The sequence below is a fragment of the Sphingomonas sp. genome (assembly GCF_017745215.1).
Taxonomy (GTDB): domain Bacteria; phylum Pseudomonadota; class Alphaproteobacteria; order Sphingomonadales; family Sphingomonadaceae; genus Sphingomonas.
This window is the reverse complement of the sequence record NZ_JAGHZV010000007.1, coordinates 133434-153154: the sequence shown is the minus strand read 5'-3', so window position 1 is coordinate 153154 and position 19721 is coordinate 133434. Positions and strand designations below refer to the sequence as shown.

The following is a 19721-nucleotide window of genomic DNA, read 5'->3' as shown; positions in this document are numbered from 1 at the left end:
TCGCTCAACTCGGATCGTCATCCCGGCGAAAGCCGGGACCCAGGGTTGCTAAGGACGTGGCTCGCGGCCCTGGGTCCCGGCTTTCGCCGGGATGACGGAAGAAACGGCAGGACCTCGCCGTTACCCGCCCACCGCCGGCACCCCCGCCATCGGCGCGGGCTTCTTCGCCCGCGGCTGCCCCGGCGCGAAGCGGTCGCCATAAAGGTTCCCCTCATACCAGCGCGGCGCTTCCGCCCCGTCGGCGATCTCGCGGGCGATCAGGTAATTGATCCGCGCGAACTTCGCCCCCGCCTTCCAGTCGAACGGCAGGTCGGGCTGGTCCGAGACCTTGTGGTAATGGTTCGCCAGGAAATCGCGGAACACCGCCTCGCCGCCGTTCGCGAACCCCGTCACCAGGAACACCGACGGCACGCCTGCCTTGACGAAGCTGTAATGGTCCGAACGGACGAAGAGATTCTCCTCCGGCAGCGGATCGGGCGAGAGCTTCACGCCCATCTTCGCCGCCGCAGCCTCGACGATCGGCCCCAAGGTCGAATGCTCCGCACCGAACGCCACCACGTCGGTGAAGTCGTAGAGCAGGATCGGCATGTCGAGGTTCACGTCCGCCACCACGCGCCCGTTCCCCGTCACCGGATGCTGCGCGAGATAGCCCGAGCCGAGCAGCCCCTCCTCCTCGCCGGTCAGCGCGACGAACAGGATCGAGCGCCTGGGCCGCTTGCCGCTCTCGACGAAGGCGCGTGCCGCCTCGAGCATCGTCGCGACGCCCGCGGCATTGTCCATCGCGCCATTGTAGATCTTGTCGCCGGGCGCATCGCCGCTGCGAATGCCGAGATGGTCGAGATGCGCCGAGAGCACGACATATTCCGCCGAGAGCCTGGGGTCCGATCCGGGCAGGATGCCCACGACGTTGGGGCTCGGCATCGCCGTCACCGAATTCTCGCGCGTCACGCTCACGGTCGGCACCAGCGGGAAACCGAGCGGCCGCTTGCCCTTGGCGAGCTCGGCGAACAGCCGCTCGGCCGGGTTCGCCGCGCCGGCGAACAGCGCTGTCGCCGCCGAATCCTTGGCGTAGAATTGCACGGGCGCCTCGCCGGCCGGATTGCCCTGCGCATCGACCCAGCTCGTCCGCGCGCGCGTCATCGCGGTCGCGTAACGCCCCCAAGGGAAGCCGTCCTTGAGCGCGCCCGGCGAGACCAGCGAGATCAGCCCGAGCGCGCCATGCTTGCGCGCGTTCGCAACCTTGTCCTCGGCGGCAGCCGCCGCGGCCGCGCTCTTGGACAGCCCCTGCGGCGTGCCGAGCAGCGCCACCACGAACTTGCCCTTCACGTCGAGCTTGCCATAGTCGCGCTCGAGGCCATGGCCGACGAACACCGCACCGCCGGTCAGCGCCTGCATGCCCGCGACACCGGTCGCCGGCACGATCACGTCGACTCCGCCGTCGAAGCGCTTGCCGCCGATCGTCACGAACGCCGGCTTGGCCGGATCGGGGCGATATTCGACGAAGGGCACCTGCTGATACCAGCTGCCGTTGGGTCCACCGGGCACCAGCCCCAGCGCCTCGAAGCGCGTCGCGACATAGCGCGCGGCCAGGTCATAGCCGCGCGTCCCCGTCTCGCGCCCCTCGAGCAGGTCGTCGGCCAGGAAGTCGACATGCGCCTTCACCGCCTCGGGCGCGAACACCGGGTCGGCGGTCTGCGCCGAGACGGGCGCGGCCAGCGCCGCCAGGAAAAAGGCAGCTGAAATCAATCGGATGCGCATTCAGGACTTTCCGCTCATGGGGGGATGGTGCGCCCAGCTAGAGCAAATCCGCTGCCGCGCAAAGGTGACGTGCTTAAGCAACACAGTTTTTGTTGCAGCCGGTTGGTCGCACGCTATGGTCGCGCCATCGCAATCCCCGGGGACCCTCGACTCATGAAATCCTTGCTTCTCTCGTGCAGCGCACTCGCCGTCGCGCTCGCAACGCCCGCGCTCGCCCAGACCGCGACGACGCCCGCGCCCGCCGCTGCTTCCGCCAAGGCGCCGCTCGCCAAGCCGGTGCCGGTCGCCGAGCTCGTGAAGCGCGTCGACATCCCCTATCAGGCATTCACGCTGCCCAACGGCCTGCGCGTCCTCGTCCACACCGATCGCAAGGCGCCGATCGTGGCGGTCTCGGTCTGGTACGACGTCGGCTCGAAGCACGAGCCCGCGGGCAAGACCGGCTTCGCCCATTTGTTCGAGCATCTGATGTTCAACGGCTCGGAGAATGCGCCGAACGACTTCTTCGAGCCCCTGAAGCAGGTCGGCGCCACCGATTTCAACGGCACCACCAGCTTCGACCGCACCAATTATTTCGAGACCGTCCCCACCGCCGCGCTCGAGCGCGCGCTGTTCCTCGAGAGCGACCGCATGGGCTGGCTCACCGGCGCGATCACCCAGGACGTGCTCGACGAGCAGCGCGGCGTCGTCCAGAACGAGAAGCGCCAGAACGACAACCGCCCCTATGGCCTCGTCTACTACAAGGTCCTCGACGAACTGCTGGCGGGCAACCCCTATGGCCACACGCCGATCGGCTCGATGTCGGACCTCGACAAGGCGAGCCTCCAGGACGTGAAGACCTGGTTCACCAGCCACTACGGCCCCAACAACGCGGTGCTCGTCCTCGCCGGCGACATCGACCTCAAGACCGCCAAGCCGCTGGTCGAGAAATATTTCGGCGGCATCCCGCGCGGGCCCGAGACGGTGAAGCCCAACGTGCCGATCCCCACGCTCGCCGCGCCGAAGACGGTGGCGATCAAGGACCGCGTCGCCGCGACTCTGCTGCTGCGCACCTGGGCGGTGCCGGGCCTCAACGACCCTGACGCGACACCGCTCGACGTGTTCGGCAGCGTGCTCGGCGGGCTCGCCAGCTCGCGGCTCGACAACATCCTGGTCCGCCAGGAGAAGCTCGCGGTCCAGGCCGGCGCCGGCGTCCAGTCGATGTCGCAGCTCGGCATCTTCACGGTCCAGGTCGTCGTGCGCCCCGGCGTCGACGTCGCGACGGTGAGCAAGCGGCTCGACGAGATCATGGCCGACCTGATCAAGACCGGCCCGACCGCGGACGAGGTCCAGCGCGTCGCCACCACCTCGGCGGCGGGCACGATCGAGGGCCTCGAATCGGTCGGCGGCTTCGGCGGCAAGGCCGTCGCGCTCGCGCAGGGCGAGCTCTACTCGAACGATCCGCTCCATTATAAGAAGGAGCTCCAGGCGGTCGCCTCGGTCACGCCGGCGAGCGTGAAGGCCGCCGCGGCCAAGTGGCTCACGCGCCCCGCGCTCACCGTGCTCGTCGAGCCGGGCGACCGCGGCGCCTATGAGGAGGCCCAGCCCGTCGCCAAGGCGACCGGCCCGGCGCAGGAGAAGGTCAAGGGCACGCGCGGGCCGCTCCCCGAGGTGGTGGGCGACGGCAAGCTCGACTTCCCCGCGGTCGAGCGCACCAAGCTCAGCAACGGCATCGAGATCGTCTATGCGCACCGCACCGCGGTGCCGGTCACCCAGGCGGTGATGAGCTTCGACGCCGGCGCTGCGGCCGATCCGGCGGGCAAGCTCGGCACCCAGCAATTGATGCTCACGCTGATCGACGAAGGCACGGCGACGCGCGATTCGGGCGAGCTCGCGGCCGAGAAGGAGCGCTACGGCGCCGACATCGGCGGCGGCAGCTCGGCCGACCGCACCTATCTCTCGCTCGACGTGCCGAGCCCCAACCTCGCCGGCGCGCTCGACCTGTTCCAGGACGTGGTGCTCAACCCGGCCTTCGCCCCGGCCGAAGTCGAGCGGCTGCGCGCCACGCTGCTCACCGGCATCGCGCAGGAGATGACCTCGCCCGAGGGGCTGGGCGGCCGCACCATGCCGGGGCTGCTCTACGGCCCCGACCATCCCTACGCCAAGCTCGGCGCGGGCTCGGGCGATCCGGCGGTGGTCAAGGCGCTGACCCGCGACGACCTGATCGCGTTCAAGAAGGCGTGGATCCGCCCGGACAAGGCCAAGATCTTCGTGGTGAGCGACCTGCCGCTCGCCGATGTGAAGGCGGCGTTCGAGAAGCGCTTCGGCGGCTGGCAGGGCGAAGGCCCGGCGGGGGTCAAGGCCTTCGCCGCGGCGCCGGTCTCGGCCGCGCCCAAGATCGTGCTCGTCGACCGGCCCAATTCGCCGCAGTCGCTGATCCTCGCCGGCCAGATGACCAGCCTCGTCCCCTCGGACGAGCTGCTGCCGGTGCTGACCGCGAACGAAGTGCTCGGTTCGGGCTTCCTCTCGCGCATCAACATGGACCTGCGCGAGAACAAGCACTGGTCCTACGGCGCCCGCGGCGGCTTCTCGCGCCTCGAGCGGGCGGTGCCCTATGTCATCAATGCCCCGGTCCAGGCCGACAAGACCGGCGAATCGATCAAGTCGCTGATGGAGATCACCAAGGCGTTCCTCACCACCGCCGGCGTGACTCCCGAGGAGCTGACCCGCACGGTCAACGGCGACGTCCGCGAGCTTGCGGGCCGATTCGAGACTTCGGGCGCGGTTCTCGGCGCGATGCAGACCAACGACCTGCTCAAGCGCCCGGACGATTATTACAACTCGATCGCGCAAAAATATCGCGCGCTCGCCGGACCCCAGCTTGACGCTGCGGCACGCTCGGCTTTGGACCCGTCGAAGTTCGTCTGGGTGGTCGTGGGCGATGCGGCGAAGGTCAAGCCGCAGCTTGACGGCCTCGGGCTGACGGTCGAAGTGATCCCGGCAAAGCCGGCCGGCGCCGGCAACTGAGGAGAGCGGACGATGGCGAATGTGGATGGCAGCTGGAACACGGTCACCAAGTCGCCGATGGGCGATCAGGCGGCAGTGCTGACGGTCAGCAGCAGCGGCGGCACCTTCACCGGCAATTATGCCGGCGGGATGGGCACCACCGAGGTCAAGAACGGCAAGGTCAACGGCGACCAGCTGACCGGCCAGTTCGACATCACCGTGCCGATGCCGATGACGCTCGACTTCGACGTGAAGATCGACGGCGACAACCTGAGCGGCACCGTCACCGCGGGCATGTTCGGCAGCTTCCCGATCACGGGCACGCGCGCCTGACATCGCCTGAGGGCTGAACGAACGAAGGGCCCGCTTCCGGAAGGAGGCGGGCCCTTTGGTTTTGGCGGGCGGGAGGATCGCGCCATCCCTTCTTCGTCATCCCGGCGAAAGCTCTTTCTTCGTCATCCCGGCGAAAGCCGGGACCCAGGGTTACGAAGGACATCGCTCGCGGCCCTGGGTCCCGGCTTTCGCCGGGATGACGGCCATCAGGAACGCCAGACCCTAGTCACATGCCCCATCTTGCGCCCCGGCCGAGCCTCGTGCTTGCCGTAGAGGTGGAGGTGCACCCCCGGCTCCTCCAGCAGCGCTTCCCAATCGGCCGCATCGGTGCCGATCAAATTGATCATCTCGACGCGCGCGCCGGTCAGCCCGGTAACCCCCAGCGGCAATCCGCAGATCGCGCGGACATGGTTCTCGAACTGCGACGTCTCCGCGCCTTCGATCGTCCAATGCCCGCTGTTGTGCACGCGCGGCGCCATTTCGTTGAACACCGGCCCGTCCGCGGTCACGAAGAACTCGAGCGCCAGCACCCCGACATAGTCCAGCGCCTCCGCCACGCGCACCGCAAGCTTCACCGCTGCGCCAGCCTGCGCTTCGACTTCGGCCGGCGCGGGTACGCTCGAGCGGTGGAGGATCCCGCCGCGATGCTCGTTCCACGGCACCGGATAGGTCACCGTCTCGCCGTCCGCCCCGCGCGCGACGAGCAGCGAGAATTCGTGCGCGAAGGTCACGAACCCCTCGAGCACCGAAGGCTGGCCGCCCACCGCCGCCCAGGCCGCCGCCGCGTCGCCGGGCTCGACGATCCGCGCCTGGCCCTTGCCGTCATAGCCCATGCGGTTGGTCTTGAGGATCGCGGGGCAGCCGAGCTCGGCGATCGCCGCCGCCAGCGCGCCTTCGCTCTCGACCAGCCGGAACGGCGCGGTGGTGCCGCCCAGCGCCTGGACGAAGCGCTTCTCGTCGAACCGCGACTGCGCGACTTCGAGCGGGCGCGTGCCGGGCCGGAGCGGGACGTGCCGCGCGACGCCTTCGAGCGGCGCCACCGGCACATTCTCGAACTCATAGGTGACGACGTCGCACCCCGCGGCGAACCGGCCGAGCGCCACCGCGTCGTCCCAGCCGCCCTGGCTGAAGCTCGCCGCGACATCGCACGCCGGCCCGCTGTCGGGGGCGTAGACATGGATGCGATAGCCCAGCGCCGCCGCCGCCATCCCGAGCATCCGGCCCAGCTGGCCGCTGCCCAGGATGCCGATCGTGCCGCCCGGGGGGATCGCGCTCATTCGGGATCGGTCGCCACGCTCGCGGTCTGTTCGGCGCGCCATGCCTGGAGCCGCGCCGACAGGCCTTCGTCGCCCAGCGCGAGGATCGATGCCGCGAGCAGCCCCGCGTTGATCGCGCCCGCCTTGCCGATCGCCAGCGTTCCCACCGGCACGCCGCCGGGCATCTGGACGATCGAATAGAGGCTATCGAGACCCTTCAGGGCCTTGGACTCGACCGGCACGCCGAGCACCGGCAAATGCGTCATCGATGCCGCCATGCCGGGGAGGTGCGCGGCGCCGCCCGCGCCGGCGACGATCACCTTGAGCCCGCGCGCCGCGGCACCGGTCGCATAGTCGTAGAGCCGCTGCGGCGTGCGGTGCGCCGAGACGACCCTGGTCTCGTGCGCCACCTCGAGCTTGCCCAGCACCTCGGCGGCATGGCGCATCGTCTCCCAGTCGGAAGTGCTGCCCATGATGATGCCGACCAGCGGTGTCATGCCCTGCCCCGTTCGCGGAAAGCGAGGTTCCTAGTCAGGGCGCGCGGAGAGGGCAACCTCTCTGAAGATCACCGCTCGCTCAGATAATAGCGCTCGACTTCGTTCAGCCCCTCGTCGAGCTCATAGACGATCGGCTGCCCGGTCGGGATCTCGAGGCCCGTGATCTCGGCGTCCGAGATCCCCGAGAGGTGCTTGACCAGCGCGCGCAGCGAATTGCCGTGCGCCGCGATCACCACCCGCTTGCCCGCCTTGAGCTCGGGCGCGATCCGCTCGTCCCAATAGGGCAGCACCCGCGCGATCGTGTCCTTCAGGCTCTCGGTCTGCGGGATCGCGACGCCATGGTAGCGCACGTCCTTGGAGAGGTCCCAGGGGCTGCCCTCCTCGGGGAGCGGCGGCGGCACGTCGAAGCTGCGGCGCCAGAGCTTGACCTGCTCGTCGCCGTGCTTCGCGGCCGTTTCCGCCTTGTCGAGCCCGGTGAGCCCGCCATAGTGACGCTCGTTGAGCTTCCAGCTCTTCTCCTCGGGCAGCCACAGCCGGGCCATCGCCTCGAGCGCCAGGTGCAGCGTCTTGATCGCGCGCGTCTGGAAGCTGGTGAAGGCGAGGTCGAAGTCGAGCCCCTTCTCCTTCATCAGCAGTCCCGCGTCCCAGGCTTCCTGCTCGCCCTTCTCGGTCAGGTCGACGTCCCACCAGCCGGTGAAGCGGTTCTCGAGGTTCCAGGCCGACTGGCCGTGACGGATCAGGACGAGCTTTGGCATGGCCGCTCCCTTGTTCGCCGCGCCGCACCCTGTCAACCAGGGGAGGAGGAGACGACGCGATGGACGCGCTCACCTGGTTCGGCCTGTTCGCGGTCAGCGCGATGCTGCTCTGCTACGCGCTCGAAGCGCGCTCGCCGTGGTGGATCCTCGGCTTCGCGGCGGCCTGCGCGCTCGGCTCGGTCTACGGCTTCCTCCAGGGCGCCTGGCCGTTCGGGCTGGTCGAGGGCGTGTGGTCGCTGGTGGCGCTGCGGCGCTGGTGGACGGCTAGAGCAGCACCCGCGTCATGAACTTGCTCATCGGGTCGTCGCGATAGGCGCCGAACGGCCCGCAATAGGTGAAGCCCATCTGCCGGTACAGCGCCTGCGCCGCCTCGAACTCGGGGGTCGCGCCGGTCTCGAGGCTCAACCGCTTGTACGCCCGCTCGCGCGCGACGCCGAGCATATGCGCCATCAGCGCCATCCCCGCGCCGCGGCGGAGCTGGTTGGGCGCGGTGCGCATCGACTTGATCTCGCCGTGCCCGGGCTCGAACTCGCGGATCGCGCTGCAGCCGATCAGCTCGTCGCCGCGCCACGCGCTCCAGAAGGTGATGTCGTTTGCCTTCAGCGCCGCGCGGTCGAGCACATGCGCGCCGCCCGGCGTCGGATTGGCGCGCACGCTTTCGAGATGCAGCCGCAGCAGTTCGATGACGGCCGGATCGTCCAGCCCCCCTTCACGGATTTCCATCTGGGCCTTCGATCCCCCGAGCGACCTTGGTCTGATTCGCTTGACGGTAACGTAAGCGTAACAAGCTTGTCGATTGCGATTGCGACATTTGGGCCACGATCGGGCAAAAGTGTCGAATTGCTCGCGTTGTCAGAGGGTCAGCGTGAGGAACCGGCTGAACGGATCGTCCCTGGGATAGTCGCCGAACGCCCCGCAGTCCTCGAAGCCGAAGCGCTGGTAGAGCGCGATCGCCGGCACGAACGCGGGCGAGGACCCCGTCTCGAGGCTCAGCCGCGCATGGCCCCGAGCCCGGGCGACATCGAGGATATGCTGCAACAACGCCGCCGCCGCGCCCTTGCGCAGCTGGTCGGGCGCGGTCCGCATCGACTTGATCTCGCCGTGCGCCGGATCGAGCGCCTTCAGCGCTCCGATCGCGAGCAGCGCCTCGCCCTCCCAGACGCTCCAGAAGCTCACCTCAGGGACTTTCAATCCCGAGAGATCGAGGAAATGGCAGCTCTCCGCCGGCGAATTCTCTAGCATCCCCGCGGCATGCAGCCGCAGCAGCTCGATCACCGCCGGTTCGTCAAGGCCCCCGTCGCGGATCTCCATTCAGATCTCGTCGATCATCCCCGCCAGCGTCTCCAGGCACGCATGCGCCAGCGCCTTGCAGCGGACCGGCGACCAGCCATATTCGGCGTCGGCGTTCACCTGGTGGTCCTTGAACGGCATCTCCAGCGTCATCGACACCGCGCCGAAGCGCTCGGCCAGCTGGTTGGTCGACATCGACAGGTTCGCCTGCCCCGGCGCCGACTTCTCATAGCCCAGGTCGAGCTGGAACTCGGGCGTCGCTGCCGCCAGCCGCCGGGCATAGTCGTAGAATTTCTCGCCGAGCGCGTCGGTCCAGCTGGGGATGCCTTCGAAGCCCGCGAGGAAGTTCGCCGGGATCGCTTCGTCGCCGTGGACGTCCATCGCGAAGTCGACGCCGGTCTCGTCCATCGCGTTCCGCACGCACAGCACTTCGGGGCTCTTCTCGAGCGTCGGCGCATGCCATTCGCGGTTGAGGTTGATCCCCGCGGCATTGGTGCGCAGGTGCCCGCGCCGTGATCCGTCGGGGTTCATGTTGGGCACGACGTGGATCGTCGCCTTGGCCCGCAGCGCCTGCGCGGTCGCGTCATCCGGATCGGTCAGCTTCTCGAGCGCGCCTTCCATCCACCATTCGGCCATCGTCTCGCCGGGATGCTGGCGGGCGTAGAGCCACACCTGCTTGCTTCCGGAGCCCATCGTCAGGCAATCGAGCGGCTGGCCGTCGAGCGTGGTGCCGAGCTGGCGGAGCGTCACGCCGGGCTTCAGCGCGATACGGCTCACCAGGTCATGGTGCCGCTCCATCGAATAGGGCGCGAAATAGGCGAACCAGATCAGGTCGTCCTCGATCGCATGCGTGAAGCTCAGCACCCCCTCGGCATAGCTCGTCTCGGGCGCGAGCCGCCACGCCTCACGGTCGGTGCTCCAGCGCGCCTTGTACCCCGGCCAGCCGAAGGCATAGGCCGCGCTCCCCGCATTGACGATGCGGAAGGTGAGCGTGCGCCCCTCCGCCCCCGCCACGCGGAAGTGGAACCATTGGTAGAAGTCCGAGAGATGATCCTTGACGATCTCGAGGTCGATGCGGTCGCCCTCAGTCCCCACGACGCGGATGTTGCCGCTGTCGAAACCGGCGTTGATCTGGATGGTCATTTGACTGTGATAGTGATGCCGCTCTCGCCGGGGAAGCCCTTGAACATTGCCTCCGCCAGCCGCGCCGCGGTCGCCTGGGTCGACTGGCCGTTGGCGCCGATCGCTTCGTCGGTCACCGCACGGCCTTCCCATACCACCGTCTGATCGGTGGTGCGCTTCAACTGGACGCGCAGCTCGGTCGAGACGAGCTCGACGCGGCCGCCGCCGATGCCGAAGCTCCCACCCACGCCGACTCCGCCGCCACTGCCATAGCTGCCGCCGCCGAGCCCGATCGTCACCGGCGGCGGCTTGCGCGCGTAGCCGCGCGAGGTGCGCACGAAGGTGACCGCGGCGACATAGTCGGTCGGCGCGCCCTCCGCAGCCGGGGTAAAGCCCTGGCGGGCGAGCCCATCGCGCACCGCCGCCGCATAGCTCTGGAATTCAAGGCTCAGCGTCGTTGCGTCCGACACCGGCTCGACCTTCACCGTGCCCGGCGCCAGCGGATTGCCGAGGTGATAGCGCGTCACGTCGACCGGCCCGGCGCGCATCGTCGTCGTGCAGCCGCTCGCCAGCAGCGCGCCCGCAACCAGGGCGGACAGGGTATACAGACGCATGGCACGGCTCCTCTTTCGGACGCGAAACAAGTGATTCGCTCAACCCTGCCGCAAGGTCCCGGTTCCCGCCCGGATTTCCTTGACTTGGGGACCGCCCGACTATAGGCGAGCGCCTCTTTTCCGCACACACCAGAATTCGAGAAGCGAATCGGTCATGAAGATCGTCAACTCCCTCAAGTCGCTCAAGGGGCGGCATCGCGAGAATCGCGTGATCCGGCGCCGTGGCCGCATCTACGTGATCAACAAGGTCAATCGCCGCTTCAAGGCCCGCCAGGGCTGAGCAGCGTGCCCGAACCGCACGCCGTCGTCTTCGATGTCGGCAATGTGCTGTTCGATTGGCAACCGCGCTATCTCTACGAGCGCCTGATCGGGGACGATCGGGCGCTCGAAGCGTTTCTGCGCGACGTGGTCACCAAGGACTGGCACTTCCAGCATGACGAGGGCCGCCCCTTCGCCGAGACCTCGGCGGAGCTGAGCGCGGCGCATCCAGAGCATGCGGAGCTGATCGCCGCCTGGGGCCCGCGCTTCAACGAGACGCTGGGCCCGATGCTGCCGGGAATGCGCGAGATCGTCGAGGACCTCGATTCGGCCGGCGTGCCGCTGTTCGCGATCACGAACTTCTCGGGCGAGTTCTGGCCGCCCTTCCGCGAAACGCAGGCCCTGTTCGACCGCTTCCGCGACATCGTCGTCTCGGGCGACGAGAAGCTCGTGAAACCCGGCGCCGCGATCTACCACCTGGCGCTCGCCCGTTTCGGGCTCGAACCGCACGAGGCGGTGTTCATCGACGACCGCGAGGACAATGTCGAAGGCGCGCGCGCGGTGGGGATGCATGCCATCCTGTTCGTCGGAGCGCAGGCGCTGCGGGCGGAGCTGAAGGGTCTGGGGCTGCTGGACTGAGGTCTTGGGAAAGCGATTTACGGCCGCCCCCATAAACCGTCATCCCGGCGAAAGCCGGGACCCAGGGCCACGAGCGACATCCTCTGCAACCCTGGGTCCCGGCTTTCGCCGGGATGACGGCTGTAGGGTGCTGCTCCGAGGGCTGACCCCTCACCCCTCGCCGCGGTAGTTCTTCAGCTCGTCGCCCATGATCCGCACCACGTGGAGCACGTTGGTCGAGCCCGGCGTCCCGAAGGGCACGCCCGCGCAGAGCACGACCCGGTCGCCCGCCGCCGCTAGATGTTGTCGCAGCACCATCCGCTTGGCCTTGGCGACCATCTCCTCGAACGACCCCACGTCGCGCGTATGCACCGCGTGCACGCCCCACAGCAGCCCCAGCCGCCGCGCGGTCTCCTGCTTGGGCGTCAGCACCATGATCGGCACCGACGGCCGCTCGCGCGCGATGCGCCGCGCAGTCGAGCCCGAGCTGGTGAAGCAGACGATCGCCGAGGCCGACACCGTCTTCGCGATGTTCTTCGCCGCCTCGGCCAGCGCGTCCGCCGTGGTCGGGTCGGGCCGCGTCACGGTGAAGTGGACGCGGTCGCCGTGCGCCGGGTCGCGCTCCACCGCATCGGCGATCGAGTTCATCATCGCGACCGATTCGACCGGCCACTTGCCCGCCGCGCTTTCGGCCGAGAGCATGATCGCATCGGCGCCGTCATAGACGGCGGTCGCGACGTCCGAGACTTCGGCGCGCGTCGGCGAGGGGCTCTCGATCATCGATTCGAGCATCTGCGTCGCGACGATCACCGGCCGGCCCTGCTTGCGCGCGGTCTCGACGATCCGCTTCTGCAGCGGCGGCACCGTCTCGGGCGGCAGCTCGACGCCCAGGTCGCCGCGCGCCACCATCACCCCGTCGCATTGCTCGACGATCTCCTCCAGCCGCGCGATGGCGCTCGGCTTCTCGATCTTGGCGAGCAGCGCCGCCTTGCCGCCGATCAGCCGCCGCGCCTCCATCAAATCCTCGGGCCGCTGGACGAAGCTGAGCGCGATCCAGTCGGTGCCGTTCTCGCAGGCAAAGCTCAGGTCGCTGCGGTCCTTGTCGGTCAGCGCCGCCATCGGCAGCACCATATCGGGAACGTTCAGCCCCTTCGAGTTGGACAGCGGCCCGCCGACTTCGACACGCGCGGTGATCCGGTCGGCCGAATGGCTGATCACGCGCAGCACCAGCTTGCCGTCGTCGAGCAGCAACCGAGCGCCCTCTTCGGCCGCTTCGAAAATCTCGCGGTGCGGCAGCTCGACGCGGCGTGCGTCGCCCGGCGCCGAGTCGCGGTCGAAGGTGAATTCATGGCCGGTCACCAGCGTGACCTTGCCTTCGGCGAACCGGCCGACGCGCAGCTTGGGGCCCTGGAGGTCCGAGAGGATCGTCGTCGGCCGCCCATAGCGCTTCTCGAGCCCGCGGATCGCTTCGAACAGCGGCAGCTTCGAGGGCTGGTCGCCGTGGCTCATGTTGATGCGGAAGGCGTCGGCACCCGCCTCGAACAGCCGCTCGATCATCTCGGGGCTGGCGCTCGCGGGGCCCAGCGTCGCCAGCACGCGCACCTTGCGCGATCGGGGGCTGATGGCCTTTGTCATCGCTGTCGGTCCTTGGATATTGCGAGGCCGCCTCTACCTACTAATGCGCGTCAATCAACCCACGGAGGAGCCCTTATGCCGTCGCTCGACACGCTGGACGACCGGACTGCAGCCGCAGCCTTCCGCACGCTCGTCCGTCACCTGCAGAAGCGCAGCGACGCCGAGAACATCGACTTGATGGGCCTCGCGGGCTTCTGCCGCAACTGCCTGGCCGACTGGATCGTCGAGGCGGACCCCTCGATTTCCAAGGCCGATGCGCGCGCGATCGTCCACGGCATGCCGCCGGAGGAATGGAAGGCACGCTTCCAGAAGGAAGCCACGCCGGACCAGATCGCGCGGATGGAAGCGAGCGTTGCGAAGAACGACGCGCTCGACGAAGCGCTCGACGAGAGCTTCCCCGCCAGCGACCCGCCGGCGATGACCGAGCCGGGGCGCTGATTTCCTCCTTATTGTCACCCCGGCCTTGTGCCGGGGCACACCGGGAGGCAAGGGAAGGAAAGGAGATTTGAGGCCAGCCGGTCAGGCTGGGTGGACTCCGGCACGAGGCCGGGGTGACGGAGGGGGAATATGATCCGCAGCCTGCTGCTCGCCACCGCGCTCGCCGCCGCCACGCCGGCCTTCGCCCAGACCGCGGCGCCCGACACGCCCGCGCCAAAGACCGTCTACGTCCAGGCGGGCGCGCTTCTCGACAAGCCCGGCGGTGCACCGCGCGGGCCCAGCACGGTCGTCATCCGCGACGGCCGGATCGCCGAGGTCCGCGACGGCTTCGTCGCCCCCGAGGCCGGCGCCACGCTTGTCGACCTGCGCAGCGCCTTCGTCCTCCCGGGCCTGATCGACCTGCACGTCCACCTCTTCAGCGAAGGCGATCCGATGAAGGAGCGCCTCAACGCGATCACCCAGGACGACGGCGATTCGCTGATCATCGCCGAGGAGGATGCGCGCAAGGACCTCGAGGCCGGCTTCACCACCGTGCGCGACCTGAGTGCGCCGCCGCGGCTGATCCGCGCGCTGCGCGACGGCATCGCCCGCGGCGCGGTGGACGGGCCCACGATCGTCAATGCCGGCGAGATGATCTCGATCACCGGCGGGCACGGCGACGACGCCAACGGCCTCGCCGAACCCTGGGCCGATGCGGTCCACCTCCATCAGGTCAACACCTGCGACGGCGCCGACGATTGCCGCCGCGCGGTCCGCGCCCAGGTCGGGCTCGGCGCGCAGGTGATCAAGTTCGCCGCGACCGGTGGCGTGCTCTCGAACGTCGCGGGCGGGCTCGGCCAGCAGATGACCTCGGACGAGATGAAGGCGATCGTCGAGACCGCGCACAGCTTCGGCCGCAGGGTCGCGGTGCACAGCCATGCCGCCGCCGGCACGCTCGCCGCAGTTAACGCCGGTGCCGACACGATCGAGCACGGCACCTTCCTCGACGACACCACCATCGCCGCGATGAAGTCGCACGGCACCTGGCTGGTGCCGACGATGCTCGCCCCGGTGACGGCGCTCGCCAATGCCCGCGCCGGGGTGCTGCCCGCCGCGGTGCTGCCCAAGGCCGAGCAGGCTGCGGCCGCCGCGTTCGACAGCCACAGCCGCGCGATCCGCGCGGGCGTGAAGATCGCTTTCGGCACCGACACCGGCGTCTCGAGGCACGGCGACAACGCCAGGGAGTTCGCGCTGCTGGTCAAGGCGGGGATGACGCCCGGCCAGGCGATCGCCGCCGCGACGGTCAACGCCGCCGACGCACTCGACCGCAAGGGCGAGATCGGCAGCATCGAGCCGGGCAAATGGGCCGACCTGATCGCGGTCCCCGGCGACCCGCTCAAGGACGTCCGCCAGCTCGAGCGGATCGACTTCGTGATGCGCCACGGGATTGTCCACAAGCTTGGCGGCAAGCGCCAGCCATTCCCGGCGGAGTGAGGTTGCGCGGGCCCCGCCGCATCGCCTAGAGGGCGCGTTCCATCCGTCATCCCGGCGAAAGCCGGGACCCAGGGCCACGCAGGACATTGCTCGCGACTCTGGGTCCCGGCTTTCGCCGGGATGACGGAAACATCATTCACGACTCGTCACAGGATATCCCAATGAGCGACATCATCGCCGCCGATCAGCTTCGCCTCCTCATCGAGCGCATCGAGCGCCTGGAGGAGGAGAAGAAGGGCATCGCCGACGACATCAAGGACGTCTATGGCGAAGCCAAGTCGACCGGCTTCGACACCAAGACGATCCGCAGCATCGTCCGCCTGCGCAAGATGGAGAAGCACGCGCGCGACGAGGCCGATGCGTTGCTCGAGACCTATCGCCAGGCGCTCGGGATGGCCTGAGCGCTTCGGCGCTCTCCCCCCCGCCAACTTGTCTTGGGGCCGGCTTTTCTTCTAACCGCAGGTCGGGAGAAACCGGGCGCGAGGCCCGAACGGGAATTCTGGATTCGGATCAATGGCAGGCCACAGCAAATTCAAGAACATCATGCACCGCAAGGGCGCGCAGGATAAGAAGCGCTCGGGCATGTTCTCCAAGCTCAGCCGCGAAATCACCGTCGCGGCGAAGATGGGTCTGCCCGATCCGGACATGAACCCGCGCCTGCGCGCCGCGATCAACGCCGCCAAGGCGCAGTCGATGCCCAAGGACAATATCCAGCGCTCGATCGACAAGGCGAGCAAGGGCGACACCGAGAATTACGAAGAGGTCCGCTACGAGGGCTTCGGCCCCGGCGGCGTGTCGCTGATCATCGAGGCGCTGACCGACAACCGCAACCGCACCGCGACCAATGTGCGCACGGCCGTCTCGAAGAACGGCGGCAACCTCGGCGCGAGCGGCTCGGTGAGCCATGGCTTCGACCGGATGGGGCTGATCACCTATCCGGCGAGCGCGGGCGACGCCGAGAAGGTGTTCGAAGCCGCGCTCGAGGCAGGCGCGGAGGACGTCGAATCGGACGAGGAGGGCCATGAGATCTGGACCGCGCTGGACGCGCTCCACGAAGTCACGCGCGCGCTGACTCCGGTGCTCGGCGAGCCCGAAGGCGCCAAGCTCGCCTGGCGCCCGCAGACGATGGTCAACGTCGGCGCCGACGAGGCGGCGCTGTTGTTCAAGCTGATCGACACGCTCGACGACGACGACGACGTCCAGACCGTCTGGGGCAATTACGAAGTCGCCGACGAAGTGATGGAGAAGCTGGGTTGATCCCATTCCTCCCCCGGCTCGCTGGGGGACGATCGCCGTTCACGCGAAGGCGCGAGGGCGCGAGCTTTTTCTGGTTCGCGCAGAGACGCAGGGACGCAGAGGCGTTCGCCGGCCCCGCAAGCGGCAGGCGTTTCCCGAGCGCCGCAATTCGCTCAAGCGCCGGGGTGATTCCGGCGCTTCGCGCAAATCCGAGCCTCTCTGCGTCTTTGCGTCTCCGCGCGAAACCATCTTCCTTCTTCGCGCCTCGGCGCCTTCGCGAGCGCCCATGATCATCCTCGGCCTCGATCCCGGCCTCGGCACCACCGGCTGGGGCCTCGTCCGCGCCGAGGGCAATCGGCTGGGTCACATCGCCAACGGCCGGCTGACTACCGATCCCAAGGCTACACTGCCCCGGCGGCTCGCCGACCTCGACGCTCAGCTTGGCGCGCTCATCGCCGAGCACGCTCCCCAGGCCGCCGCCGCGGAAGAAATCTTCGTCAACGCCAACCCCCAGTCGACGCTCAAGCTCGCCCAGGCGCGCGGCGTCGCGCTCGCCGCCGCGGCGCGCGCTGGGCTCGAGGTCGGCGAATATGCCGCGCGCCTGGTGAAGAAGGCAGTCGTCGGCACCGGCGGCGCGGAGAAAGCCCAGGTCCATGCGATGGTCGCGCGCTTGCTCCCTGGCGTGAAGATCGCCGGCCCCGACGCCGCAGACGCGCTCGCCGTAGCGATCTGCCACGCGCACCATATGGCGAGCGCGCGCGCCGGGATTCGGTGAACTGAATATATCGGGAACGGCATAGATCTTCCACTCACCCTGGAAGATAAATCCGATACGGATCGGAAACAAATCGCCCATCACCGCAAGACGACTTCGGATTGACTCGATTTTCGTCTATCGATGTCTTCGCGACATCGATCGAAAGGGGAGAGTTCGAATGCGCGCCTTCATCTTCTCCTTGCTGGCCATGCTGCTCTGCCCCGCGCAGGCACTGGCCACCGTCACCATCACCGTGAGCGGCACGCTCACCCAGTTGAGTGGCTCCAACGCCGGCACCCTGGTCTACGGCGCGCCGCCGCTCGCCTATTCGCTGGTCTTCGAGCTCGATCGCGGCACGCTGGTCCACAAGGCGGCTTCCGATGCGGCTTATTATCGGGGCAATGCGCTGTCGCTCACGATCGGCGGCGTGGTGGTCGATCCGTCCACCTTCCGCGGTTATGCGGTCGTCACCGCGTCGTCGAAGACCAACACCACCGGCATGGTCTTCGGGATCCTGCCGCTGAGCCACTTCCCCGATTCGCTCGACTTGCTGAGCGAATATGGCTTCACCATTCCCGGCCAGACGGTGGCGGTCCCCGACACTGCCAATCCGCTCGTGCCGCCCAGCGGGTTCGCAAACCTCTATGTCGCGCTCGATACCGGGCATCCGGCGCGATATTTCAACCAGACCGGCGGCAGCATCGCCTTCTCCGGCGCGACGCCGTCGCTGAGCGTGCTCGGCCATGCGCCGGAGCCCGCGACCTGGGCGATGCTGCTCGGCGGCTTCTTCCTGATCGGCGGCGCGCTGCGTCGGCAGCGGGCGCTCGTTCCGGCGGGGCTCCGGCAAAGGCTCGCCTGACTCAAGCCGCGAGCGCCAGCCTTCCGTCCGAGTCGTCGTTCGAAGGCTTGCGCTCGCGCCGCACCGCGCGGGTCCGCCGCGCCCGGCCCACGCCGCGTCGCATCAGCCGCGCCTTCACCATCGACGCCATCGCGCTCCAGCGCACCGCCGTCGCCGCCATTGCCGCGACCAGCGCCGCGTCGAGCAAGCTCGAGACTTCGATCATCGAAAGCCAGCCGGCGACCTCGGGCGCCATCATCCCCATCAGCTGTACGCCTTCGCCCTTGAGGAACCAGGCCACGCCGCCGACCATCGCGACCATCAGCAGCGCGAGCAGCACGTGCCCGCGCGTCACTCGCGACGCCCAGCGCGCCGGCGCCTCGACCAGCCAGCGGTGCATCGCCCGGCCGATCGGCGTGCCCTTTGCCGCCGCGAGCATCGCCAGCGCCATCACCATGATTGCCGTGATCATCCTTTTCCTCCCGTTCGTGCCAGATGGGAGGCCCGTGAAATTTCGCTAGGTCCGCCTGCGGAACAATGTGCACGCCGAGCGATTGCGCTATGGATGAGTCTCCCCCTCAGGAGGATGCGATGAAACAGAAGCTTCTCTTGCTCGCCAGTGCCTTGGCGCTGGTTCTTCCCGATCTCGCGCTCGCTCAGGATCATGGCCGCGACCGCGATCACGACCGCCGCCCGGGCCAAGGCCAGCAGCAGCCGCAGGGCCGCCCACCCCAGGCCCGCCCCCCGCAGACCCGGCCGCAGCCGCCCCAGCCGCGCCCCCCGGTCGCCCGGCCGCCCCAGGGTCGCCCGCCGGTGGCCCGCCCGCCCGTCGCGCGGCCGCCGCAGCCGCCGCGCCCGATGCCGCCGCACCGCCCCGGCGCCGGCCGTCCGCCGAGCTTCCACCCGGTCCACGGCCCCGCCTTCCGCTATCCGCGCGGTTACGGCTATCGCCGCTGGTCGATCGGGCTGATCCTGCCCAGCATCTTCCTCTCGAACAGCTATTATTACACCAATTGGGCGGCGCTCGGCGTCGGCCCGCCGCCGCCCGGCTATTATTGGGTGCGCTACGGCCCTGATCTGCTGCTGGTGCAATATCGCACCCGTCGTGTGGTCGACGTGATCTACGGCGCCTTCTACTGACCCGCGCCGGTGCGCGGTCCTTCGGGGCCGCGCACGCCTCGCCTGCACGAAAATCCTTTCCCGCGCGGCCATGTTCCGCTTATGTACCGGCATGGACGCAGCTTTCCGCCCGCGGGCGATCCAATGATCGCGCATCTGAACGGCCGCCTCGCCGCGACGGGGATGGACCATGCCGTGATCGACGTGGCCGGCGTCGGCTATCTGGTCGGCGCCTCGGCGCGCACGCTCTCGGCGCTGGGCGCGGTGGGCGACCTCGTCACGGTCCACACCGAGATGCTCGTCGCCGAGGATTCGATCCGGCTGATGGGCTTTGCGAGCGCGGCCGAGCGCGACTGGTTCCGGCTGCTGACCGGCGTGCAGGGCGTCGGCGCCAAGGTCGCGCTGGCGATCCTCTCGGTGCTCGCGCCCGACGAGGTGCAGACTGCGGTCGCGCGCAGCGATTCGGCGATGATCGCGCGCGCCAACGGCGTCGGCCCAAAGCTCGCCCAGCGCATCGTCAACGAGCTGAAGGACAAGGCCGGCGGCATCGCGCTCGGCACGGGCGGCGCTGCCGCGGCCCCGGCGGGCGGCGCGACCGCCGATGCCGTCTCGGCGCTGATGAACCTGGGCTTCAAGCCCGCTGAAGCGAATAGCGCGGTGACCGCCGCCAACGACGAGCTCGGCGCGGGCGCCACGCTGGATGCGCTGGTGCGGCTGGCGCTGCGCAAGGCGGCGAAATAGC

Annotated in this window: 23 protein-coding genes; 13 read left to right on the top strand and 10 right to left on the bottom strand. The window is 68.8% G+C overall.

Annotated features, from left to right (window positions below; translation table 11 throughout):
- Window positions 1–120: 120 nt before the first annotated feature.
- Complete coding sequence (locus tag J7495_RS09455; RefSeq protein ID WP_294056233.1) at window positions 121–1758, bottom strand: M20/M25/M40 family metallo-hydrolase; 1638 nt, start codon at window positions 1756–1758, stop codon at window positions 121–123.
- Window positions 1759–1911: 153 nt separating this feature from the next.
- On the opposite strand from J7495_RS09455, the gene J7495_RS09450 reads away from it, so the two are divergent.
- Both J7495_RS09450 and J7495_RS09445 read left to right on the top strand, forming a co-directional pair.
- Window positions 1912–4761 carry a pitrilysin family protein gene (locus J7495_RS09450; RefSeq protein WP_294056232.1) on the top strand — a complete coding sequence of 950 codons (2850 nt, stop codon included), beginning with the start codon at window positions 1912–1914 and terminating at the stop codon, window positions 4759–4761.
- Window positions 4762–4773: 12 nt separating this feature from the next.
- Window positions 4774–5073, top strand: a complete 300-nt coding sequence (locus J7495_RS09445) for a hypothetical protein (RefSeq protein ID WP_294056231.1) — start codon at window positions 4774–4776, stop codon at window positions 5071–5073.
- A 206-nt stretch (window positions 5074–5279) separates the two neighbouring features.
- Here J7495_RS09445 and J7495_RS09440 read toward each other — a convergent pair whose 3' ends face one another.
- From J7495_RS09440 to gpmA, 3 genes are all read right to left on the bottom strand, one after another.
- The gene (locus tag J7495_RS09440) at window positions 5280–6350 is read right to left on the bottom strand and encodes a 5-(carboxyamino)imidazole ribonucleotide synthase (RefSeq protein ID WP_294056230.1); all 1071 of its coding nucleotides are present in this window, start codon (window positions 6348–6350) and stop codon (window positions 5280–5282) included.
- Entirely contained in the window at window positions 6347–6826 is a 480-nt protein-coding gene (gene purE, locus J7495_RS09435; RefSeq protein ID WP_294056229.1) for a 5-(carboxyamino)imidazole ribonucleotide mutase, read from the bottom strand. The genes J7495_RS09440 and purE overlap by 4 nt, the downstream gene beginning before the upstream one ends.
- Before the next feature lie 68 nt (window positions 6827–6894).
- Window positions 6895–7581 carry a 2,3-diphosphoglycerate-dependent phosphoglycerate mutase gene (gene gpmA, locus J7495_RS09430; protein WP_294056228.1) on the bottom strand — a complete coding sequence of 229 codons (687 nt, stop codon included), beginning with the start codon at window positions 7579–7581 and terminating at the stop codon, window positions 6895–6897.
- Window positions 7582–7640: 59 nt separating this feature from the next.
- Between gpmA and J7495_RS09425 the strand changes: the two genes are divergently transcribed.
- Window positions 7641–7868 carry a hypothetical protein gene (locus tag J7495_RS09425; protein ID WP_294056227.1) on the top strand — a complete coding sequence of 76 codons (228 nt, stop codon included), beginning with the start codon at window positions 7641–7643 and terminating at the stop codon, window positions 7866–7868.
- Here J7495_RS09425 and J7495_RS09420 read toward each other — a convergent pair.
- The 4 genes from J7495_RS09420 to J7495_RS09405 form a co-directional block, all read right to left on the bottom strand.
- On the bottom strand, window positions 7846–8304 hold the full coding sequence (locus J7495_RS09420; protein ID WP_294056226.1) for a GNAT family N-acetyltransferase: 459 nt from the start codon (window positions 8302–8304) through the stop codon (window positions 7846–7848). The two genes, J7495_RS09425 and J7495_RS09420, sit on opposite strands and share 23 nt — an antisense overlap.
- 129 nt (window positions 8305–8433) lie before the next feature.
- The gene (locus J7495_RS09415; protein WP_294056225.1) at window positions 8434–8892 is read right to left on the bottom strand and encodes a GNAT family N-acetyltransferase; all 459 of its coding nucleotides are present in this window, start codon (window positions 8890–8892) and stop codon (window positions 8434–8436) included.
- Window positions 8893–10014 (bottom strand): M14-type cytosolic carboxypeptidase, encoded by a 1122-nt coding sequence (locus J7495_RS09410; RefSeq protein WP_294056224.1) that lies wholly within the window; start codon window positions 10012–10014, stop codon window positions 8893–8895. It lies immediately after the preceding gene.
- Complete coding sequence (locus tag J7495_RS09405; RefSeq protein ID WP_294056223.1) at window positions 10011–10607, bottom strand: DUF4136 domain-containing protein; 597 nt, start codon at window positions 10605–10607, stop codon at window positions 10011–10013. The genes J7495_RS09410 and J7495_RS09405 overlap by 4 nt, the downstream gene beginning before the upstream one ends.
- A gap of 154 nt (window positions 10608–10761) precedes the next feature.
- Between J7495_RS09405 and ykgO the strand changes: the two genes are divergently transcribed.
- Window positions 10762–10887, top strand: a complete 126-nt coding sequence (ykgO, locus tag J7495_RS09400; RefSeq protein WP_294056222.1) for a type B 50S ribosomal protein L36 — start codon at window positions 10762–10764, stop codon at window positions 10885–10887.
- A 5-nt stretch (window positions 10888–10892) separates the two neighbouring features.
- Window positions 10893–11504, top strand: coding sequence for an HAD family phosphatase (locus tag J7495_RS09395; RefSeq protein ID WP_294056221.1), 612 nt, complete (start codon window positions 10893–10895; stop codon window positions 11502–11504).
- A gap of 150 nt (window positions 11505–11654) precedes the next feature.
- Here J7495_RS09395 and pyk read toward each other — a convergent pair whose 3' ends face one another.
- Complete coding sequence (gene pyk, locus J7495_RS09390) at window positions 11655–13118, bottom strand: pyruvate kinase (protein ID WP_294056220.1); 1464 nt, start codon at window positions 13116–13118, stop codon at window positions 11655–11657.
- A gap of 75 nt (window positions 13119–13193) precedes the next feature.
- Here pyk and J7495_RS09385 point away from each other — a divergent pair, with 75 nt between their 5' ends.
- The 6 genes from J7495_RS09385 (at window position 13194) to J7495_RS09360 (ending at window position 17881) form a co-directional block, all read left to right on the top strand.
- Window positions 13194–13556 carry a DUF1244 domain-containing protein gene (locus tag J7495_RS09385; RefSeq protein WP_294056219.1) on the top strand — a complete coding sequence of 121 codons (363 nt, stop codon included), beginning with the start codon at window positions 13194–13196 and terminating at the stop codon, window positions 13554–13556.
- 129 nt (window positions 13557–13685) lie between these two features.
- Entirely contained in the window at window positions 13686–15029 is a 1344-nt protein-coding gene (locus tag J7495_RS09380) for an amidohydrolase family protein (protein WP_294056218.1), read from the top strand.
- A 161-nt stretch (window positions 15030–15190) separates the two neighbouring features.
- Window positions 15191–15430: a DUF2312 domain-containing protein gene (locus tag J7495_RS09375; protein WP_294056217.1), complete on the top strand. Its 240-nt coding sequence runs from the start codon at window positions 15191–15193 to the stop codon at window positions 15428–15430.
- Between the two features lie 112 nt (window positions 15431–15542).
- Entirely contained in the window at window positions 15543–16286 is a 744-nt protein-coding gene (locus tag J7495_RS09370) for a YebC/PmpR family DNA-binding transcriptional regulator (protein WP_294056216.1), read from the top strand.
- Between the two features lie 265 nt (window positions 16287–16551).
- Complete coding sequence (gene ruvC / locus J7495_RS09365; protein WP_294056215.1) at window positions 16552–17040, top strand: crossover junction endodeoxyribonuclease RuvC; 489 nt, start codon at window positions 16552–16554, stop codon at window positions 17038–17040.
- A 160-nt stretch (window positions 17041–17200) separates the two neighbouring features.
- Window positions 17201–17881, top strand: coding sequence for a PEPxxWA-CTERM sorting domain-containing protein (locus tag J7495_RS09360; RefSeq protein WP_294056214.1), 681 nt, complete (start codon window positions 17201–17203; stop codon window positions 17879–17881).
- Between the two features lies 1 nt (window position 17882).
- Here the strand turns inward: J7495_RS09360 and J7495_RS09355 are convergent, their stop codons facing one another.
- Window positions 17883–18332 (bottom strand): hypothetical protein, encoded by a 450-nt coding sequence (locus J7495_RS09355; protein WP_294056213.1) that lies wholly within the window; start codon window positions 18330–18332, stop codon window positions 17883–17885.
- Window positions 18333–18451: 119 nt separating this feature from the next.
- Between J7495_RS09355 and J7495_RS09350 the strand changes: the two genes are divergently transcribed.
- A complete protein-coding gene (locus J7495_RS09350) occupies window positions 18452–19000 on the top strand; it encodes an RcnB family protein (RefSeq protein WP_294056212.1) in 549 nt (182 codons plus the stop codon).
- 123 nt (window positions 19001–19123) lie between these two features.
- Window positions 19124–19720 (top strand): Holliday junction branch migration protein RuvA, encoded by a 597-nt coding sequence (gene ruvA / locus J7495_RS09345; protein WP_294056211.1) that lies wholly within the window; start codon window positions 19124–19126, stop codon window positions 19718–19720.
- Window position 19721 lies beyond the last annotated feature (1 nt).

Excerpts from the sequence above, each read along its gene's own strand:
- J7495_RS09415 (WP_294056225.1), bottom strand. The coding sequence starts at position 8,892 with ATGGAGATCCGCGACGGGGGCCTTGACGAACCGGCGGTGATCGAGCTG.
- J7495_RS09450 (WP_294056232.1), top strand. The coding sequence starts at position 1,912 with ATGAAATCCTTGCTTCTCTCGTGCAGCGCACTCGCCGTCGCGCTCGCA.
- J7495_RS09355 (WP_294056213.1), bottom strand. The coding sequence starts at position 18,332 with ATGATCACGGCAATCATGGTGATGGCGCTGGCGATGCTCGCGGCGGCA.
- J7495_RS09360 (WP_294056214.1), top strand. The coding sequence starts at position 17,201 with ATGCGCGCCTTCATCTTCTCCTTGCTGGCCATGCTGCTCTGCCCCGCG.
- J7495_RS09455 (WP_294056233.1), bottom strand. The coding sequence starts at position 1,758 with ATGCGCATCCGATTGATTTCAGCTGCCTTTTTCCTGGCGGCGCTGGCC.
- J7495_RS09440 (WP_294056230.1), bottom strand. The coding sequence starts at position 6,350 with ATGAGCGCGATCCCCCCGGGCGGCACGATCGGCATCCTGGGCAGCGGC.
- J7495_RS09420 (WP_294056226.1), bottom strand. The coding sequence starts at position 8,304 with ATGGAAATCCGTGAAGGGGGGCTGGACGATCCGGCCGTCATCGAACTG.
- J7495_RS09375 (WP_294056217.1), top strand. The coding sequence starts at position 15,191 with ATGAGCGACATCATCGCCGCCGATCAGCTTCGCCTCCTCATCGAGCGC.
- J7495_RS09445 (WP_294056231.1), top strand. The coding sequence starts at position 4,774 with ATGGCGAATGTGGATGGCAGCTGGAACACGGTCACCAAGTCGCCGATG.
- J7495_RS09370 (WP_294056216.1), top strand. The coding sequence starts at position 15,543 with ATGGCAGGCCACAGCAAATTCAAGAACATCATGCACCGCAAGGGCGCG.
- J7495_RS09425 (WP_294056227.1), top strand. The coding sequence starts at position 7,641 with ATGGACGCGCTCACCTGGTTCGGCCTGTTCGCGGTCAGCGCGATGCTG.
- J7495_RS09350 (WP_294056212.1), top strand. The coding sequence starts at position 18,452 with ATGAAACAGAAGCTTCTCTTGCTCGCCAGTGCCTTGGCGCTGGTTCTT.
- ruvC (WP_294056215.1), top strand. The coding sequence starts at position 16,552 with ATGATCATCCTCGGCCTCGATCCCGGCCTCGGCACCACCGGCTGGGGC.
- gpmA (WP_294056228.1), bottom strand. The coding sequence starts at position 7,581 with ATGCCAAAGCTCGTCCTGATCCGTCACGGCCAGTCGGCCTGGAACCTC.
- J7495_RS09380 (WP_294056218.1), top strand. The coding sequence starts at position 13,686 with ATGATCCGCAGCCTGCTGCTCGCCACCGCGCTCGCCGCCGCCACGCCG.
- pyk (WP_294056220.1), bottom strand. The coding sequence starts at position 13,118 with ATGACAAAGGCCATCAGCCCCCGATCGCGCAAGGTGCGCGTGCTGGCG.
- J7495_RS09410 (WP_294056224.1), bottom strand. The coding sequence starts at position 10,014 with ATGACCATCCAGATCAACGCCGGTTTCGACAGCGGCAACATCCGCGTC.
- ruvA (WP_294056211.1), top strand. The coding sequence starts at position 19,124 with ATGATCGCGCATCTGAACGGCCGCCTCGCCGCGACGGGGATGGACCAT.
- ykgO (WP_294056222.1), top strand. The coding sequence starts at position 10,762 with ATGAAGATCGTCAACTCCCTCAAGTCGCTCAAGGGGCGGCATCGCGAG.
- purE (WP_294056229.1), bottom strand. The coding sequence starts at position 6,826 with ATGACACCGCTGGTCGGCATCATCATGGGCAGCACTTCCGACTGGGAG.
- J7495_RS09385 (WP_294056219.1), top strand. The coding sequence starts at position 13,194 with ATGCCGTCGCTCGACACGCTGGACGACCGGACTGCAGCCGCAGCCTTC.
- J7495_RS09405 (WP_294056223.1), bottom strand. The coding sequence starts at position 10,607 with ATGCGTCTGTATACCCTGTCCGCCCTGGTTGCGGGCGCGCTGCTGGCG.